This is a genomic window from Paenibacillus dokdonensis (genome assembly GCF_004916975.1).
In the GTDB taxonomy this organism is placed as follows: Bacteria; Bacillota; Bacilli; order Paenibacillales; family Paenibacillaceae; genus Paenibacillus_AQ; species Paenibacillus_AQ dokdonensis.
This window is the reverse complement of the sequence record NZ_STGQ01000001.1, coordinates 1917029-1934911: the sequence shown is the minus strand read 5'-3', so window position 1 is coordinate 1934911 and position 17883 is coordinate 1917029. Positions and strand designations below refer to the sequence as shown.

Annotated in this window: 16 protein-coding genes; 5 read left to right on the top strand and 11 right to left on the bottom strand. The window is 45.4% G+C overall.

Annotated elements, in window-relative coordinates:
- Positions 1 to 88 precede the first annotated feature (88 nt).
- The 3 genes from E6W40_RS09015 to E6W40_RS09005 all read right to left on the bottom strand — a co-directional run bounded on the left by E6W40_RS09015 (position 89) and on the right by E6W40_RS09005 (position 3564).
- Complete coding sequence (locus E6W40_RS09015; RefSeq protein WP_136605175.1) at positions 89 to 1621, bottom strand: ABC transporter substrate-binding protein; 1533 nt, start codon at positions 1619 to 1621, stop codon at positions 89 to 91.
- Between the two features lie 97 nt (positions 1622 to 1718).
- A complete protein-coding gene (locus E6W40_RS09010) occupies positions 1719 to 2618 on the bottom strand; it encodes a carbohydrate ABC transporter permease (RefSeq protein ID WP_136605174.1) in 900 nt (299 codons plus the stop codon).
- Between the two features lie 19 nt (positions 2619 to 2637).
- The gene (locus tag E6W40_RS09005) at positions 2638 to 3564 is read right to left on the bottom strand and encodes an ABC transporter permease (protein ID WP_136605173.1); all 927 of its coding nucleotides are present in this window, start codon (positions 3562 to 3564) and stop codon (positions 2638 to 2640) included.
- Positions 3565 to 3818: 254 nt separating this feature from the next.
- On the opposite strand from E6W40_RS09005, the gene E6W40_RS09000 reads away from it, so the two are divergent.
- Complete coding sequence (locus tag E6W40_RS09000) at positions 3819 to 4661, top strand: alkaline phosphatase family protein (protein ID WP_246072928.1); 843 nt, start codon at positions 3819 to 3821, stop codon at positions 4659 to 4661.
- 8 nt (positions 4662 to 4669) lie between these two features.
- A complete protein-coding gene (locus E6W40_RS08995; protein WP_136605172.1) occupies positions 4670 to 5620 on the top strand; it encodes a metallophosphoesterase family protein in 951 nt (316 codons plus the stop codon).
- A gap of 15 nt (positions 5621 to 5635) precedes the next feature.
- Here the strand turns inward: E6W40_RS08995 and E6W40_RS08990 are convergent, their stop codons facing one another.
- The 4 genes from E6W40_RS08990 to E6W40_RS30260 all read right to left on the bottom strand — a co-directional run bounded on the left by E6W40_RS08990 (position 5636) and on the right by E6W40_RS30260 (position 8698).
- Entirely contained in the window at positions 5636 to 6103 is a 468-nt protein-coding gene (locus E6W40_RS08990) for a GNAT family N-acetyltransferase (RefSeq protein ID WP_136605171.1), read from the bottom strand.
- A gap of 209 nt (positions 6104 to 6312) precedes the next feature.
- On the bottom strand, positions 6313 to 7704 hold the full coding sequence (locus tag E6W40_RS08985; RefSeq protein ID WP_136605170.1) for an MATE family efflux transporter: 1392 nt from the start codon (positions 7702 to 7704) through the stop codon (positions 6313 to 6315).
- Between the two features lie 279 nt (positions 7705 to 7983).
- The gene (locus E6W40_RS30265; protein ID WP_281281447.1) at positions 7984 to 8331 is read right to left on the bottom strand and encodes a DUF981 family protein; all 348 of its coding nucleotides are present in this window, start codon (positions 8329 to 8331) and stop codon (positions 7984 to 7986) included.
- Positions 8332 to 8365: 34 nt separating this feature from the next.
- Entirely contained in the window at positions 8366 to 8698 is a 333-nt protein-coding gene (locus tag E6W40_RS30260) for a DUF981 family protein (RefSeq protein ID WP_281281446.1), read from the bottom strand.
- 148 nt (positions 8699 to 8846) lie between these two features.
- Here E6W40_RS30260 and E6W40_RS08975 point away from each other — a divergent pair, with 148 nt between their 5' ends.
- The 3 genes from E6W40_RS08975 (at position 8847) to E6W40_RS08965 (ending at position 11497) form a co-directional block, all read left to right on the top strand.
- A complete protein-coding gene (locus tag E6W40_RS08975; protein WP_136605169.1) occupies positions 8847 to 9719 on the top strand; it encodes a helix-turn-helix domain-containing protein in 873 nt (290 codons plus the stop codon).
- Between the two features lie 171 nt (positions 9720 to 9890).
- The gene (locus E6W40_RS08970; RefSeq protein WP_246072927.1) at positions 9891 to 10958 is read left to right on the top strand and encodes a hypothetical protein; all 1068 of its coding nucleotides are present in this window, start codon (positions 9891 to 9893) and stop codon (positions 10956 to 10958) included.
- A gap of 188 nt (positions 10959 to 11146) precedes the next feature.
- A complete protein-coding gene (locus tag E6W40_RS08965) occupies positions 11147 to 11497 on the top strand; it encodes a VOC family protein (RefSeq protein ID WP_136605167.1) in 351 nt (116 codons plus the stop codon).
- Between the two features lie 135 nt (positions 11498 to 11632).
- Here the strand turns inward: E6W40_RS08965 and E6W40_RS08960 are convergent, their stop codons facing one another.
- The 4 genes from E6W40_RS08960 to E6W40_RS08945 form a co-directional block, all read right to left on the bottom strand.
- On the bottom strand, positions 11633 to 14221 hold the full coding sequence (locus tag E6W40_RS08960; RefSeq protein ID WP_136605166.1) for a glycoside hydrolase family 84 protein: 2589 nt from the start codon (positions 14219 to 14221) through the stop codon (positions 11633 to 11635).
- Positions 14222 to 14394: 173 nt separating this feature from the next.
- Positions 14395 to 16371 carry a sialidase family protein gene (locus E6W40_RS08955; RefSeq protein WP_136605165.1) on the bottom strand — a complete coding sequence of 659 codons (1977 nt, stop codon included), beginning with the start codon at positions 16369 to 16371 and terminating at the stop codon, positions 14395 to 14397.
- A 199-nt stretch (positions 16372 to 16570) separates the two neighbouring features.
- On the bottom strand, positions 16571 to 17593 hold the full coding sequence (locus tag E6W40_RS08950; RefSeq protein WP_136605164.1) for an LLM class flavin-dependent oxidoreductase: 1023 nt from the start codon (positions 17591 to 17593) through the stop codon (positions 16571 to 16573).
- Positions 17594 to 17610: 17 nt separating this feature from the next.
- Positions 17611 to 17847 carry a DUF896 domain-containing protein gene (locus E6W40_RS08945; RefSeq protein ID WP_136605163.1) on the bottom strand — a complete coding sequence of 79 codons (237 nt, stop codon included), beginning with the start codon at positions 17845 to 17847 and terminating at the stop codon, positions 17611 to 17613.
- Positions 17848 to 17883: the final 36 nt, after the last annotated feature.

The following is a 17883-nucleotide window of genomic DNA, read 5'->3' as shown; positions in this document are numbered from 1 at the left end:
TAGTTACATACAAGAAAAAAGGGAATCCCTTACATAGGACTCACAACGATAGTCCCGGTTCAGAATCCCCTCATATTTTACTAGGTCCCTATTTCGTTTGAGCCCATTCGGCCAGCTGCTTATCTACTTCAGCTTTGACTTTATCAAATCCGGCTGCCTTGCGCTTCTCTATCCACTTAGCGAGAATCTTCTCCGGATCTACGGCACCTGATCTTAAGCTGGCACCAAATTCTTTTTCCACATTCGCGATGGATGCCATTTCTGATTTTACAGGCTCCTGATTGAAGGCAAATCCCAGAGCAATGGAACGCTCAGCTCTGTCATTGAATTTCTGAAACTCTTCCCATTTATTAGGATCTTCATTTGCCCATAGATAGGAATTAAACTGGTTACCAAACATCCAGCCTCCCGGATTCGGGTAAGTTTGGGTATCTGCATTCACGCCTTCCGGAAAATCGATCATGTTATCGGATTTTTTCACATAGTGCTTGCCTTCGATTCCCCAATCCAGCATATTTAGCAGTTTGGGATCACTATACAGCATGTTAAGGAACATCATCGCTCTCGCAGGATCCTTGGATGTCCGGGAAATACCAAGCATAGCGCCCTGTGCGTCGCCCGTTGTCGTGAACGGTTCAGCCGTCTCTACCTGAATCACATCGACGCCCGAACTTAAACTCATTTCCTTGTCTTTTCCAGGCTTCAAGGATTGGGCTACGGCAAAGGCTTTGCCTGCTTTAATCATATTCATGCCTTGGTCTGCGTCTGAGGTCAGAACATCCTTGTCAAACCAGCCGTTCTGATTCCACTGATGCATGAGTTTGTAGAATTCGATGAATTTTGGATCTTCGAGCGTATCCACGGCTTTTAACTCTTTGCTATCCCGCGGAATTGCCAGATTGGCCACGATGCCATCATAGTTTGACGCTTCCCAAATGTTCGTAAATTTGCTTGAAACGATTGGAGTGATACCCGGCTCGTTTTCTTTAATCGTTTTGAACATAGCTTCCATATCTTCTAACGACTTCACGCCACTCGTATCAAACTTGTATTTATCAACTAATTTCTTATCCAGGAGAAATCCAAAGCCCTGGCCGAATTCCTTTTTGGTTGGAAGAGCGTAGAGCTTGCCGCCGATTCTCGATCCCTTAATAAAATCGTCACCGAGAACGCCGGGGATATCCTTGCCATATTGGGCCATTAAATCATCCAGCTCGAGATATTGACCTTTGGCGGCATCCTTCGGATAGGAGAACCAGCTCGCCGTGAACATCAGATCAAAGGGTTCGTTGGAAATTTTCATCAGGTTGGTTTTATCATCCCATGAAGCCCACTCAATAGGTTTGAGCTCAATGGTGGCATTGATCTTTTCCGTCAAATATTTGCTCATTTCATCCTGTACAAGCTGCAGGTCTTTAGGAGCGGTTGCCGGGTATACAAGCGTAATTTTGTAAGGACTGAGCGAGGAATCCGAATCCTTCCCCTTTTCCCCTGTCGCAGCGTTTTTTCCAGGCGTTGTTCCGGAGTCTGCCGCTTTGCCTGAATCCCCTTTACCGCATCCTGTTAATGCCAGCATCCCGCAAAGCATGATTAGTAATACCAATTGATGGGCTTTTTTCATATTCCGTTGATCCCCTCTCCATTTTCACCTTTTTTAAAAGCATGCTATCCATCACTCTGGCTGCCCCACCTCCTCCAAGTTAAACGGGTGGTTATATTCAACCTTTTACTGCCCCGCTTGTAATCCCGCTGATGTAGTATTTCTGAAAGAACGGATAAGCGAACAATAAAGGAGCAATCCCGACGATCGCAAGTGCCATCCGCACGGTTTCCCGCGGCATTTTGGCCAGCAAATCCCCGACCTGAGCTGAACTGTTGGACTTCATCAGCAAATACTGGATGTTCGTGAGCGTCTTCGTCATCAGATATTGAATGTTATACAGCTCAGGCTTGTCGATAAACAGCATACAATTATACCAATCATTCCAATAGGCTAAAGTGTTAAAAAGTCCGATCGTTGCCATAATGGGCAGAGAAAGCGGAAGGACGATTTTAAAGAAAATCCTCAGTTCCCCTGCTCCGTCAATCGTTGCCGATTCAACGACGGATTCCGGAATCGTCGAGGCGAAAAAGCTTCGCATGAGCAGCACGTTAAACGCACTTAACAGCAGATTGGGAATGATCATGGCGAAAATCGTGTTTTTTAAGTCAAACATGTTGACATAGGTGATGTACCAGGGCACCATGCCTCCGCCAAAGAGCATCGTAAAAAAAATATAAAAGGATAGCGTACTGCGGAAAGGCAGCTCGGGCCTGGATAACGGATAAGCAAAAAGTGCTGTGATAAGTAGGCTTACAATCGTCCCGATTATCGTTGATAAAATGGTCACACCGTACGCTTTTGCAATTTCGGAGAAGTCATTGAATAAAAATTGATAAGCTGCAAAGCTGATATGGCTCGGAAACAGCGAATATCCGTTTTGCAGGATGGAATCCTCACTGGATATCGACACCATAAACACCAGAATGAAAGGAATTAGAGATGCGATCGTAAACGCCCAGAAAAACAAGTGTATCAAGGATGGCCCAATCCATTTCTTCAAGTTCAATTCTCTCACGATTCACTCTCCTCCCTGTTTAGAATAATGCGTCCCGTTTGTTGATTTTTCTAACAGCCGTATTGGCTACCAATATGAGAACGAAGCAGACCACGGATTGATAGAATCCTGCAGCAGTCGACATTCCTATATCACCCGATTGGATCATGGCACGGTAGACAAAGGTATCAATCGTGTTCGTCGTGGGTATGAGTGCGCCTGTATTCATTGGCACCTGATAGAACAATCCGAAATCCGAGCGGAGTATGCCACTGACGGCAAGCAGCGTCATGGTGGTGATGACAGGCAGAATTAATGGAATCGTAATTCGTGTCATCTGTTTCCATTTACTCGCACCGTCGATCGTGGCTGCTTCATAATACTCCTTGTCAATTCCGATAATCGAAGCAAAATAGATGATAGATAAATAGCCTACGTTTTTCCATGCGTTCACAATGACCAGTATATATGGCCAATACTTGGATTCCGCATACCATGAAACCGCTTCTGAACCAAACCATTTGATTAATAGCCTGTTCACAAGCCCGCTGTCGACATTCAGAAAGCTGTATACCAGATAAGCAACGACAACCATGGAAATGATATGCGGAAGTAAGAAGGTACTCTGATAAAATCGACTGATCACTTTATCCTTGATTTCATTGATCAGCAGCGCGACAAGAACGGACAGAACCAAATTCAGCACAATAAAGACCACATTGTACAGGAAGGTGTTCCGGGTAAAGATATACGCATCCTGTGAGTTGAACAGGAATTTGAAGTTATCAAGTCCGGCCCAGGCGCTCCCCCATATACCATCGACATAATTATAGTTTTTAAATGCAAGAATCACGCCGTACATCGGGATATAGTTGTTGATGAACAAATATACGATTCCTGGTAGTGTCATTAGCAGCAGCCATTTATACTTCTTCAGACTTTTCTTCAAATGCGACTTCTCCCTCATGTTCCAGCCCCTTCATATCAAGTCGTGTAAACCTTTACATTCCAATTCTATAATGCAGCGAATCCTGTCGACCACTATCATCATGACTTTCTGATACCACGATGATGACTTCTTCCTAATCCATTACCAAAGGTTATTGACAGCATCAACCAGACTCTTTATGCTAGGGGGCATAATAAACGCTTTCATAGTTTCTTTGAAGGAAGAAGAGGGAAATCATTCCATTACGATTGTACTTAAAGGAGGTTTTTTAGATGATTAGCATGTCTAAGCCAATCCAACGGGTCTTCATCCTTGGGATGGATGGCGCAGGGAATTTCATTCAAAACACGGAGACACCGAATATCGATGCATTTTTGCAAAAGGGGGCTGTTACCTACAACGCACAGGCACAATCGCCTACCATCAGTGCCGAGTGCTGGGGTTCTATCCTTCATGGCGTCCTTCCGGAAAAACATCAATTAAATAATGATATCGCAGCGACGCAAGTCTATCCTTCTGATTCTCCGTATCCGTCCGTATTCCGGTTGGCGCGGGAAGCTTGGCCTGAAGCGAAGCTCGCTGCCTTCTCAAGCTGGACACCGATTAACAGCGGTATTATTGAAGAGAATCTTGGCATACATAAGGAATCTTTGCCTGATGCTGAACTGGTGGGCGCTATTCAGACCTATCTTGAGGAAAATAACGACGTAAAGCTGCTGTATATGCAGCTCGATGAGCCGGATGGTTCTGGACATCAATACGGATATGGTCCGGATTCACCGGAGTATCTGAAAGCGATATCTAAAAATGACGAATTGTTCGGACTCGTGCTGGGATCTATCGAAAAACTGGGATTGCTTGAGGATAGTCTTGTGATTCTGCTTACCGATCATGGTGGCGGCGGGGATAACAAGTACAGCCACGGAAGTGATCATCCAATGGACAAAAACGTGTTCTGGGGTTGTGTTGGACCTGGAATTGAAGCCGGGGCGGCTCTGCCTGACCTGTTCATCGTGGATACCGCTGCAGTTGCAGCCTATGCGCTGGGTCTCAAGCAGCCGGATAGCTGGGACGCCAAAGTGCCCGCTTCATTGTTTAGCAAATTAGGAGTGTAACTAATGCTATGAGGAAATCGCTGCATTTTAGGGATAATGATAAGTTCAAAATTGTCCAGTTTACGGACACTGAATTTTGCGAGCCAGATGAAGAAGAGATTCATATGAAGGCTCTAATGAGGAGAATCCTGGAGACGGAAAAACCGGATCTGGTCGTCTACACTGGAGACGTTATTGCGAGTAATAAGAGTCCGAATCCTATCGAGGCTTTTAAAAACGCGGTCTCGGTGCCGGAGGAGATGCAAATTCCTTGGACAGCCGTATTCGGGAATCATGATTCCGAGGCTGCGGATATGACGCGTGAGCAGCTGCATAATCTCCAGTTATCCCACAAGTACTGCTATGCGCAGCCCGATCCGCCGCATGTGCATGGTGCCGGTAATTACGTGCTTGAAATATTGGATAAACAGCATCAGCCTGCAGCTGCGCTCTATTTTCTGGATTCAGGCAGTTATTCACCGCTCGAGTATCTACGTGTCGGCTTTTATGACTGGATTCGCCGGAGTCAAATCCATTGGTATACAGAAACCTCCTATCGCTTAACCGCAAGGAATGGCGGATCACCGCTGCCTTCCCTTGGTTTTTTTCATATTCCGCTTCCGGAATACAATGATATTTGGGATTTCTCAGTTTGCTACGGGCAGAAGCTGGACAAATGCTGCGCGCCATGGATTAACACCGGATTCTTCGCGGCCATGCTCGAAATGGGCGATATCATGGGAACCTTCGTAGGACATGACCACGGGAATGACTTCTGGGGTACTCTGCATGGAATTCGTCTTTGCTACGGACGTACGACCCGCAATGCCTATTTGAATCAACCGTTCCAAACCGGCGCGCGAGTCATTCAATTAACGGAAGGACAGCGCAGCTTTGACACATGGCTTCATCTTGAGGATGGTTCGATTATTCAAGATCAGCCGGAGCACAAACCGGAGGGACGGCATGTACAAATCTGATGGAGTCCTCCCATTCTACTCATGTAAAGAGTCTAAATGGAGTTCCATCACCAGGCCCTGGACGGCGCCTTCATTATCCATTTGTCCGTTCAACTTGAATCCCATCGACTCATATAATGTTTGGGCGTGCTTGTTTTCGGGATGGATACTTAAGTAAATTTTCTTACAGTCATATTGCTGTTCGATATAGCGGATGACCAGCAGCAGAAACCGTTTGGCATACCCTTTTCCTTGAAAATGGTGGTCAATCATGAAACGGTCAAGCCAAGCGCTTTGATCCTGAACGTCCGGCCAGCCATACATGGCAAACCCAATGAGTGTATCATTATCGTACATTCCGACGGATACGGCATTCTTCTCGTAAAAGCATTCTGCCATTGAAAATGCATTGCTCTCTATAAAATGCTGCTGCTGTGCCGATACCGTTAATGCCGCGGCAGCACGCCAGTTTTCTTGTGTTATCTCACGGATGTGTAAGCTCATGTTCTCTCTCTTTTCTGTATTATGGTCTTAAGTTTGATTCAAATAGCCATGGAACCTTTGCCGCCGGCATTGTCCATGGCTATTATTCATTCACTCAACATTATTATGTTCTGATTCGTTGAAAATCTCTCCGACGCAAGCTTAATGCCGTTTCTCTTCCAAGTCCCGTTGCTGTACCCGTAATGACCGGATGAATCGGGCCATATTTATTATGTGGCAACATTCTCAGAAGAATCCACCGGTTTAACATCCGTGTTAAAGGTCCGGATCCATTTGAAACGGTTTACTTTCACGAGAGCGACGAAGCATTTGAGAATCTGGTCGCATTTCAAGCATATGAATGTGATTAATGGTGACAGGTCAAATACAAACGCGCAGATAAATGATGCGGGCAAAACCACGAGCCACATAAAAATAAAATCATTATAAAGCACGAACTTCGTATCTCCCCCACTGCGTACAATCCCGGTTAATGCAGGCATTTGATACGCGGTTCCGACCACCGTAATCGACAGAACCGTCATGAATTGAACCGCAAGTGCCTTTGCTTCGTCAGAGATCGTGTACAGCCCGGTCACATAATCCTTGGTGATAAAGAGCACTAGTCCTGTCAAAACTCCAATACAAAGATAGAGCATCTGCATCGTTTTGCTGTAGGTTATGATCTTCGAAACATGCCCTTCCCCAATGGTCTTCCCGATCACAACAGCCGTTGCACTGGCAGACGCATAGGTTATGACCGTAACCAGCTGAAAGATCGTTGTGGCTACACTATTCGCAGCAATCGCCGATTCACCCATATGTCCCAAAATAGCAGACTGCGCGCCCATGGCACATGCCCAAAGCGCGTTGGCCATCAGAATAGGCGAACCAATCCGCAGGTATTGCCTGAACAGCTCCTTGTCAATTTGAAAGAAATCCTTCAGTTTCAGCATAAGCCTGCGGTCATAACGTTTGATAAAGATGATGACTATAACGGTTTCGATGATTCTCGCTGTAAGTGTTGCAGTCGCCGAGCCGCTGACCCCCATCCGTGGCAACCCAAAATGTCCGTAGATCAGCACATAGTTCAAACAAATGTTAATGACCAGCGTGGATAAGGATACGAGAAAACCAATCCGCACAATCTCGACGCTCCGCAGCGAGGCGAGCAGTACATTCGTAATGGCGAAAAAAACATAAGAAAAACAAATAATTCTTAAATACTGTGCACCTTCCGCAATGACTCTCTGCTCATTCGTGAACAGTGACATACAGCCCTCCGGAAAGATAAACACGATAATCAACATCACAACGCTGACCAGAAGCGCGATTCTCATGCCAATGCTGGCAGCCTTCTTCACAGATTCCAAGTTTTTGGCTCCCCAGCTTCTGGAGGACAAGATGACTAAGCCTTCCGCAGCCCCCATCACGAGCATGTGCAAAATAAATTGAATCTGATTAGCCAGCGCAACGCCTGATAGTGCCGACTCACTGTAGCCGCCCAGCATCAGATTGTCCGACAAGTTGACGCCCAAGGTGATGATGTTTTGCAGGGCGATTAGCAGGGTCAGCCTGAAAAAATTCTTGTAAAATGAGGTCTCCCTAACCCATAAACTCATAGCATTCCTTCTTCTCTCTTTAGTTTGACTCATGCCGTTTGCTTGCTTACTACCTTATATGTATATTCGTTGTTAGCTTTTAAAAGCATACCATATTGCCCGCGTACCGGTGACTGTAAAATAGCGGTCAAGATCACAAAAAAATTCGGAAGAACATACATAGAAGGATACATCATAAAAACACAAAAAGAACCGGTTATGGTTAAATTCCACGACCGGTTCTTTTATATAGTAATGAATACTGCTCGTTCTCACGCTGTCGTGTCTATTGTTAAACACTCACTTCATGGTGTGGATAATTAAACCAATATGGGTGAAATAGTTTAAGGCACCAAACAACAGGAATGCAATTCCGCCAATCAGCCAGCAAATTTTCATAATCCTCGTAATGACTGCGCTGCCCATGTGCAGCGAAAATGGTAGAAGAATTGCCCCGATCCCTGTAAGTGCATATAAGCCGGAAATAAAGGTCGCTTCAAGCAGCGGATAATCCGCAAAACGTCCCGAAATAGGTTCCTCCGGCGGCGCGGCAAACAATTGAAAATACATGCCAGCGATCGCAATCGAGAAGAGGGCCAGCCCCATGGCACCGGCAAAATACGTGATAGGCTGGATCATTTTTTTCATATATTCGACTTCCTGCTTTGTGCCTGCGGCGGGCTCAACCTCTGCACCTCTTCCCGCTCTTCGAATGTCGCCATAGCAAAATTGATCCGGCCAGCAAGAGTACACCGAAGGCAAGCGAAGGTTCACCAAAAATAATGTCATCGAACGGGAAACCCACTTTAGAAAGAGGCCAGGTTAATGTCATCGCGCCACCAAGAAGCGTAAGGATAAAACCGGGCACCGCAAAACCCATCGACCATCCCTCATAGCTGACATGCTGTCCAAGACGCAGCAGAGAACCGAAACGCAGCAGCATAAGTAACGCTACTCCGGTTGCTACCGACATGAGTGTGTTGTACATTTGTGTTGAAGCCCAATCAATGTGCATATTCTCATCCTTTGCAGTCCTTATTTTTGCGGGAAAATAGCGAATGATAGCAGTTTGTTGAAATATACTTCTAGTTAACCATTATGGAATTTTTTAAAACCAGCCGTAACATCCGACGCAGAACAGCCATCCAAACTGGAGGTGCGAAATGAAAATTCATAATGCGATTCGTTGGAGAGATAACTTATATTTGTTTAATTATCGCAACGTGCTTACAGAGCCTGTAGAATATTTTCATGCTCATGAAGGATTGGAAATCTTATATATTCATGAAGGAACAGGAAGCTACATCATCAATAATCAAAAGTATCCGCTACAGCCACGCACCTTGATTCTTGTAAAACCATTTCAGATTCACCAGATTAAAGTGATTGTCCCGCCCAATTATATTCGCACCTTGTTGAAAATCAAAGCCTCCGTCATCGACTCTTTCCTGAGTGTATTACCGCAGCTGACCTCTACTCTTTCTCAATTTATGGAACATGAAATGTCCTATCAGCTTTTTACTTTGTCACCCAAGGATGCTGCATATCTTGAGGATCAATTTTTACATTTAAATGAGACACTGGCCCTCGTTTCCCCAAATCTTCGAAAGGAGATTGTAACCTTATTCACATTTCATTTTTTCACTTATTTTAATAGTCATGTATATTCGCAGGTTCAAAGTGAAGCATTCAACCATTCTGTAAATACAGGCTCGTCAGAGCTTATTGGCATGATCGTAAAATGGATAAACAAGCACTATCACCTGTCTTTTACGATTAACGACTTGGCGGAGGAGCTCCATTTCTCCCCCAATTACCTTTCGAAGCTGTTTAAGGAACAGATGGACTTGACAATCATCGAATATACGAATGGGAAACGTCTGGAGGAAGCCAAGACACTTCTTGCTTTACAATCTCTTTCCGTTGAGGAAATTAGCAAGGAAACCGGGTTTAATTACCCGTCCTATTTTATTGCCATGTTCAAAAAAAAGTACGGCATGACTCCCCACCGGTATCGAATGACGATGGAATATTGATATTTTCAAACCACAATCTGGTATTTGAAGTGAATTATAATTAAAGCGCTTTAATACGGACTTTCATCTTCCATTGAACGAGGTGATGCCCTTTTTACGTATATTACGAGGATTAACGCAACGGTAAAAGGCATGTTTGATTTCGGAGTATCAACATTACTGGGAGGTTGGATGATGATGAAACAATCGTTCAAACTAAGTATGATATCTCTATTTTGCTTCGTGCTTGTATTCGCTTTGTACCCGATCCATACCGTTAATGCAGCTACCAGAACAGTTCCGGCAGGTGATGTTACGGCGCTGCGCAGCTACTTATCCAGCGCGAGTCCCGGTGATATCATTGAGGTATCGGGGAACTATTCGGTAACGGACGGAACCATTGCCACCTCCATTAGCGGATCGGCAGGCAATTACATCACAATCCGTGGTACGGGAAGCGGTGCCACATTTCAATTTACAGGGGCTGCAGGCAATGCGGCATTTCATATCAAAAACAATTATTACAAGCTGGAAAATATAACGATCAATTCCAATTCACAATCCAACAAGGGACTTTTGATTGAAGCATCGCATGGTTATGTGAACAATGTTACGGTTAAAAATACAAAAGGCGAAGGTTTCAAGATCCGCAAAAATAGCCAATATTGGCTCGTCTCGAACAGTACGGCGCAGGGTACGGGAACTGGCGGTAAATACGGTGAAGGCTTCTATGTAGGTGATGCCGATCAAAACTGGACAACGAGCCCCAATCCCGACCAAAGCGGATACATCACGTTTTTAAACTGTAATGCCATCAAAACGGTAAATGACGGTTTTGACTTCAAGGAAGGCACGCATCATATTAAAGTCGTCGGCGCCAATATCGATTTTCAGAACACGATACCCGAATCGACCGTAGGCAACAATGGGATATTCATGCGTGCCAATAACGTTCAAATCATCAATACAATCGTCCAAAATAATGCATCTACAGGCCAAGCGTTTAGAACAAACAAAAGCACCGCTTCGGACGGGGTATCATACGGAAGCAACTTAGAGCTCAAGGGAGTAACAGCTTCCAACATTTCCGGTGCCATGATTCATACGAACTACGCCTCCAACAAACTGTATACCGATTATACGATGTCCGGGGTTGCCGGAGGTCTTTACGCTTCAGGCTCCAACACAGCCACATCGGCTGCACCCTCTACTTTCGTCGAAATGACCTGGAGCGGCGAAGGCGGAGATCCGGTTCTCTGAGATGATTGAATAATAAAATAGCCCAAGGCATTCTGCCTTGGGTCTTTGTGCTACAGAGGAAGCAGCGCCAGATTCATTTCATCTTTAAGTAAAAATAAGGTATCATTATAAATATATTCTATTTTCATTTCAGATAAACTGAAAGCTGGTAATACACTATTGCGTTATAAAAAGGAGCCGATACAAGTATGAAAGTAAAGCGCATCGTAACCAATATACATACGCATGAGATTGCAGAAGCAAAACGCTTTTATCAGGATATCCTTGGTCTGGAGCTGCTCATGGACCATGGCTGGATCGCCACATACGGATCAGAGCAGACCATGCAGATCCAGCTCAGCTTTGCCGCTGAAGGAGGTTCGGGTACGCCAACGCCGGATCTTTCGATTGAAGTCGATGACGTGGAAGAAGCATACGAACGCATGCAAAAGGCCGGATTCCATATTGAATATGGTCCGGTGGATGAGCCTTGGGGCGTCCGCAGATTCTATGTGCGGGATCCTTTTGGAAGATTGGTGAACATCTTGACTCATATGTAACATGCTATGATTAGGCTAAAGATGGAGTGCTCAAAGTGTATATCCTCCTCTATTCGATTTATAAAAAAGCACTCCCCTATCTTCACGGATAACGGGAGTGCTTATTACAACCCTCAGATGGCGGTTTCCTGTATGTTATGCGATGCCTTTCGATGTTCTGACGCTCGGTAAGAGAGAACCACTCTTCCGTTCTACAAAAACGCGATTTCCAATATTGTACATTGATATGTCATTAAATACAATTTCTTGGCCCTCATCCGCAGAAGTCTCGGAAACGGCAAACGGCGTTTCGGCATCCAGAGATTCATACAACGAGATGCTGTCCCCTTTGCGCACATGGTGAATCTTAAGCGTCCCAAAAGGGTCATATTCCATATCGGATGTCAGCACTTTTTCGGATAACTCGGGGTAAAGCTCATCGAACAGCTCAAATCCATAGATGCGCGTATGCCCGCTGCCATCTACGCTCGTTTGTGCCGGTTCAATGATTTGGAGCCGAATATAGCGAGCCGTAACTTCTTCGGAAAGGATACGGTTGATCACGTCCTCCCGATTATCGATGATTTCATCAATGATTGCGAACTGTTCACCATCTTGGCTAGCAAGAATTTGTGCATGCATCGTATTCCAGTATTTCGATTCCCTGGCCTCCGGATGACCGCAGTTTATGATTCTATACTGCTTGATAGTCTTCAGTTCCTTCAGGTCCACCGTCAGATACGGTCGATGCTCGGTAGCGCACCATTTGCCGCTGCTGATGCTGCCGTCGATCGTTTTAGCTGCATTTTCGTTATCATTCACACTGCTTGAAGCTTCTGCTGTCACGCCAAGCGAGGACAAGGCAATATTTTTCCGGTCATAGTTCAGCTGAGGCGCCTCAGCTTCCGTTCCGGCGTTCACAGCAATCTTGACGATCAACTCAGCGATCAACGGCTTGATGACATGCGTTCCGACATCCACGGTAAAATCAAACGGAATCTCTTCCTTCAAACGGTTTACTTTGCAATTTTCCATAGCCGCGAGCTGTTTCTGAGCTTCCTCGTTATATTTTTCCATATCCATCAGGTTTCCGGCCCATAATGCGCTCCACGCCTGGATAACGTTTTGTCCAGATTGACCCATCAGCTTGAAAGCAGCTAGGAACGGCTTCAGTTCTTCCACCAGATTGCGGTTCATACACTGCTCTTCAATCCGATTCGCTGCCAGCTCCATGCGTTCAAAATGAGCTCGCAAACCGGCCGCAGAAGCTGAAGCATCCTGACCCGCTTCGATCGCCGCATTCAATTCTTTTACATCCTCTTTCAAATACCACGATTCATCAAAAATGAAATCTCCACTGACACCGCCATCGTCTTTCAGGTAAGAGCTGTTGGATGCGAAAATCTCCAAATCTTCCGCAACCTCAGGCGCGATTGCTTTGAAGGATGCAGAAAGGCTGGTATTAGTATCAAAAGCGTCAGTGTTCCAGTTGTGATCGGCTATGCAGAAGAGCGCCTGTTTGGAAGCTTGAGCCTGGTTCATCGGGTTTGAGAAGAAACCATTGACATTATCCAGATCAGAGCTTAGATTCTCGATTTTGCCCATCAAAATTTTGGAATCGCAGTAGTCATTGACCGGGTAGTTCCACCATACAGAAAGATTGCGGTCAGAGCCGATTTGTCGTATTGGAGAATCGTACTGCTCCTTGGAAATGTTGGACATCGTCGCCGCGCCGGTCCACATAATTTCAACGTCCTCATGCAGCGTTTCAACAAATGGTTTGAAATAATCCGTCATGGATGGCCCCCATGCTTCGCAATACCTCGTACCTACGGTAATCAGAGGGCGGATATCCCCTTTCGCCTTCACGAATTCGCTATCGATACGGTTGATAAACGCTGCCTGCTGCCCGCCATTTGGGACGCCGACCAAATCATCGAACAATACGCCGAATTGTCGCACACCAAGTCCGTACAACTGCTCCAGCTTATTTAATACGGATACAAAATCTTCTTCAATGGACAGATCAATGGAATCTCCCGGATGGATCGTCCAGACGAAATTCAAATTATTGGCATGACCTGCAGCAGCCAGTTCGGCAATATCCTTTGCTTTGTCTTCCGGATACAGATCTCTCCAATGCTTGCGGTGATAAGGATCATCCTTTGGAGCGTAGATATATGTATTCAGCTTCTGCTCGCCGCCAAACGCCATAAGATCCATCCGGTCCGCATGACTCCATGGGTAGCCGTAAAAACCTTCGACATAGCCGCGGTACAAAATTTCCGGATAGTCCTCAATCTGACAAGACTTCAGGATCCCGTTTGGAGATTGCTTCAGCATCTGGGACAACGTGACTACTCCATAGTGGATACCGTCGCTGTCATAACCGATAATTACAACCTGAGCTCCCGAGGCAATTCCACGGACCAGCAAGTTGTATCCTTCTTTATAATTACCAAGTGAGACCACATCGGCATCTACATCGGAAAGGCTGTCCGCTTGCTCGCTCAAAGCTAGAACAATGTTGGATTGCCCCTCCTGGAATTCACTCGAAACGGTGCTGCTGAGCCCAAGATCATTCAGCTCTTTTTGCAGCTTAGGTAGTGTGGCTGCTTTCAGTTCGGACTTGACAACAATGTGGATGGTATCCGAAAGTTTTGACTCTCCGCTTAGTGAAGTTACCTTTTGAGGAACCGGATAAAGTTCATACAGGTTGTGTGGGTCTTGGTTCGTATTTTGCATTGTAATGTGCTCCCCTCTTGTCCATCATATTCGTAATATCTATTATATCAATTAAGTCTTTTTAATGGCTACCTATTGAATGTTACAATTTCACCCGGGCATTCTTCGTTTTGGGATTAGCAGCCCAATAAGAAAGAGTGTGCTTCCATAAGGAGAGCACACTCTTTCTTATCTTATTCTTTTATTCCTCTCAAAATAACACCGTTTGAGCCAACCGCTAAAAACTGCTTGCCATCCCAGGTGATAGACTTCAACTCTTTTAGAGTTGGAGAATAGACTGCCTTCCAATTCGCTCCACGATCAGCCATGTAGATAATTCCGTTTAATCCAACGGCTGTGACCGTTCCATCCCCGCTTACCGCAAGATCCTTGAATCCTGCATTTTTGAGAGGAAGTACCGTTTTCCAGCTTGTTCCGTTCGAGGACTCCAGGATGCTGTCGCGATTGATTCCTATAAATTTGGAACCTGTCCAAATGCTCTTATCGATGGAGCCATTCCATGTTTCGAGCTTCTTTCCGTCTAGATTGATTTCAGTTTGTTTCCAGTTGATTCCGTCCGTTGATTTATAGTAGGAGGATTTACCCTCTTGATACCCGATCCATATTTTCCCGTTCACAGCGACAGGAACCGGCTGCAGCCCCGGAGTGGATGACCAGTTTTTCCCGTCTGTGCTGGTCTTCATTTCTGTTTTTGTGATTATTCGGATCTGACCATTTATGATGGATATGTTGTCTTTATGTTCTTTGATGATCCCGGTAAGAGACTGCAGTTGTCCATTCATGTAAAGAAAGCTTTCCTGAGACGGGGTGCTGCTTATGCCATAAGGGACAAACTTCCCGTTTCCACTGGTTAATGAGTAAAAGGATGTTTCGGGAATGATTTCTGATTCCGCTTCAGACCAGCTGCTTCCGTCGGTTGATGTTACAATGTTCCCCACTCCTGCTATCAAATACGTATTTTGGGAATAGGCAATCCCGTACAAATCATTATATTTCCCGGCTGCCTCCAGGCTCCACTTCTCGTCAAGACCTTTGGCGGTGCGAATGGCTCCCCCGTCTCCTACACCTATATATTGACTGCCAAACTTTTTCAAACGATTGATGTTCCCCTCCAGCCCGATAGAATGTACAGAGAAAAATGCTTGCGTACTCCCCCTTTCCTGCGTTTTTTCTTTCCATGTAAGCCCGTCATTGGATTGCATAATATATCCACTACGACCGCCGACGATGAATTGCTCACCATCCCAAGATACACTGTTCAATGCTACATTACTGATCCGCTTACCTGCTTTATAGTTGATCCCATCCGTCGAGGTATATACAACACCTCCTATGGCCTGGCCCGACGCCGAGCTTCCATCCCAACCAACCGCAACGATTACCTTGCCGTTCGTTGCAAACTCATCGATGCTTCCGTAAAACTTCTGATTGCTGTGATATGTCCATGATTTTAAGTTTTGTGATACGAATACTCCTTTATCAACCTTTACAATCCATTTATTCTGAAACTTCACAAGCTTATATGGATCCCAGGTAGCAATATGTTCTTTGGTAATCAGTGGTACGAGCTCCCAAGATACTCCTTGCTTGGAGATAGCTACTGCAGGAAAAGTGGAGTTGTACGAATCAAATTTAAAGGTGACCTCTCCTGATGCGACGAACTGTTCGCCATCCCAAATCACATCATGCCAGTCTGTGTTTAATGCGTTTAATTTGGTTTTACCCTCAGGTTTGTTCTTATAATAATCATTAAATTGATACAATAGCCAATCACCTTGAATTTTACCTGATTCCCAGCTCACTCCGTCCTTGGTTCTTGCAAGTACACCATGATCTCCTGCAACAATCGCAGTTGTTCCATTATCTGCTGCTGCCTTCAAGTTTGCTTTTTGCGGGAAGGATTGGATTCTCCACTCGCCTTCGGAAACACGGCGCTGTATCGTCGAATCGTCACCAATGGCAAAAATCACCCCATTCGATAGCCCGACAACATCGTTCAGTGGCGTGCTTTCTTTCCCGGATTGTTCCGTCCATTTCCATCCGGCTGCAGCAGCCGCAGGCTCCGAATCATAAAGCAATCCGGTTAGTAAAATGGACAACATGACGATCATCGTTATGTTATGTAATTTATTCCCTGGCCAAACTTTCACTTCATACAGCTCCTTTTTCTAGTTATGAAGCAACTAACTCTATCCTCCATTCGTTGCGATAATGAATTTGTCATATATTGACACAATATTAGAATTATACAATTGATTAATTTCCTTAAACAGGGGCTTTTTATAAATATTAAAAAAAGACCAGCCTCGAGATGACTCCCGCAGACCGGTCTTTTACTTCCATAAGCTATTAGTTCATTCCTGTAATCTCCGCTACGATCTCATAAGAACGCAGCCGGGCGTTATGATCATAAATCGAGGAGTTAATAATCATTTCATCCGCTTGGGTTTCATCCAGGAAGGCTTGCAGTTGACTTTTAACCTCATCCGGATTACCGATAATCGACGTTTTTAGTTGCTTCATAATGATCATTTTTTCCTGTTCAGACCATAAACCTTCCATCGTCTTGACAGGTGCAGGCAGTTGTCCCGGCGTATTCCGGATCAAGCTTAAAAACTGCTGTTGATGGGAGGTAGCAAGATATTCTGCCTCTTCTGTCGTATCCGCGGCAAACACATTGACGCCAACCATGGCATTCGGCTTATCCAATACGCTAGACGGCTGGAAGTTATCGCGGTATTGTGTCAATGCAGGCACCGTATATTCAGGCGAAAAATGACTCGCAAAGGAGAACGGGAGTCCCAATTTCGCTGCGAGTGCAGAACTGAAGCCACTTGATCCTAGCAGCCAGATGGGAATCTCTTGCCCTTCACCCGGTATAGCGCGAACGCGGTTAAACTTCGAATCTGGATCCAGATAGGATCTCAGCTGTTCCAGTTGTTCGGGGAACTCTTGACCATTGGCCCGAACATCACGACGCATAGCCATGGCAGTCAATTGATCGCTTCCGGGTGCCCGGCCGAGACCGAGGTCGATCCGGCCTGGATACATCGCTTCAAGCGTACCGAACTGTTCAGCGATGACAAGTGGTGCATGGTTAGGCAGCATGATGCCGCCGGATCCAACCCGTATCTTGCTTGTTCCGCCTGCAACATATCCGATCACGACCGAAGTGGCAGAACTGCCGATCCCCGGCATATTATGATGTTCGGCAAGCCAGAAGCGGTGATAACCCCATTTCTCAACATGTTGTGCCAAATCAAGTGTATATTTAAAGGCTTGTCCTGGCGTGCTTCCCACCGTGATGGGAGCTAGATCCAGGACTGAGTACTTGATATCATTCAGCTGTTTATTCGTATTTCCATTTACCATATCTGACACCTCTCTTTTTAGTGAAGGAGCTTTCGAGCTTCTTCGTTCTGTTTGATACGGATTTTTTCAGGTGTCACGTCATTCCCCATCGGATCAACAACCTTGAGTCCGGAGAAGGAACTCAGCACCTGCCCGCGAATTTCACGCAAATAGTCCTCACGCAGGACCTGCTGTTCCACGCGTTCTGCATTGCTCAAACCTGTTTCACGCTCTTTTTTGGCCAATTCATTAATTCGTGCCAAGCTTGGAATCATCCAAATGACCTCATTTCTCGTGGGATGTATTTTCAA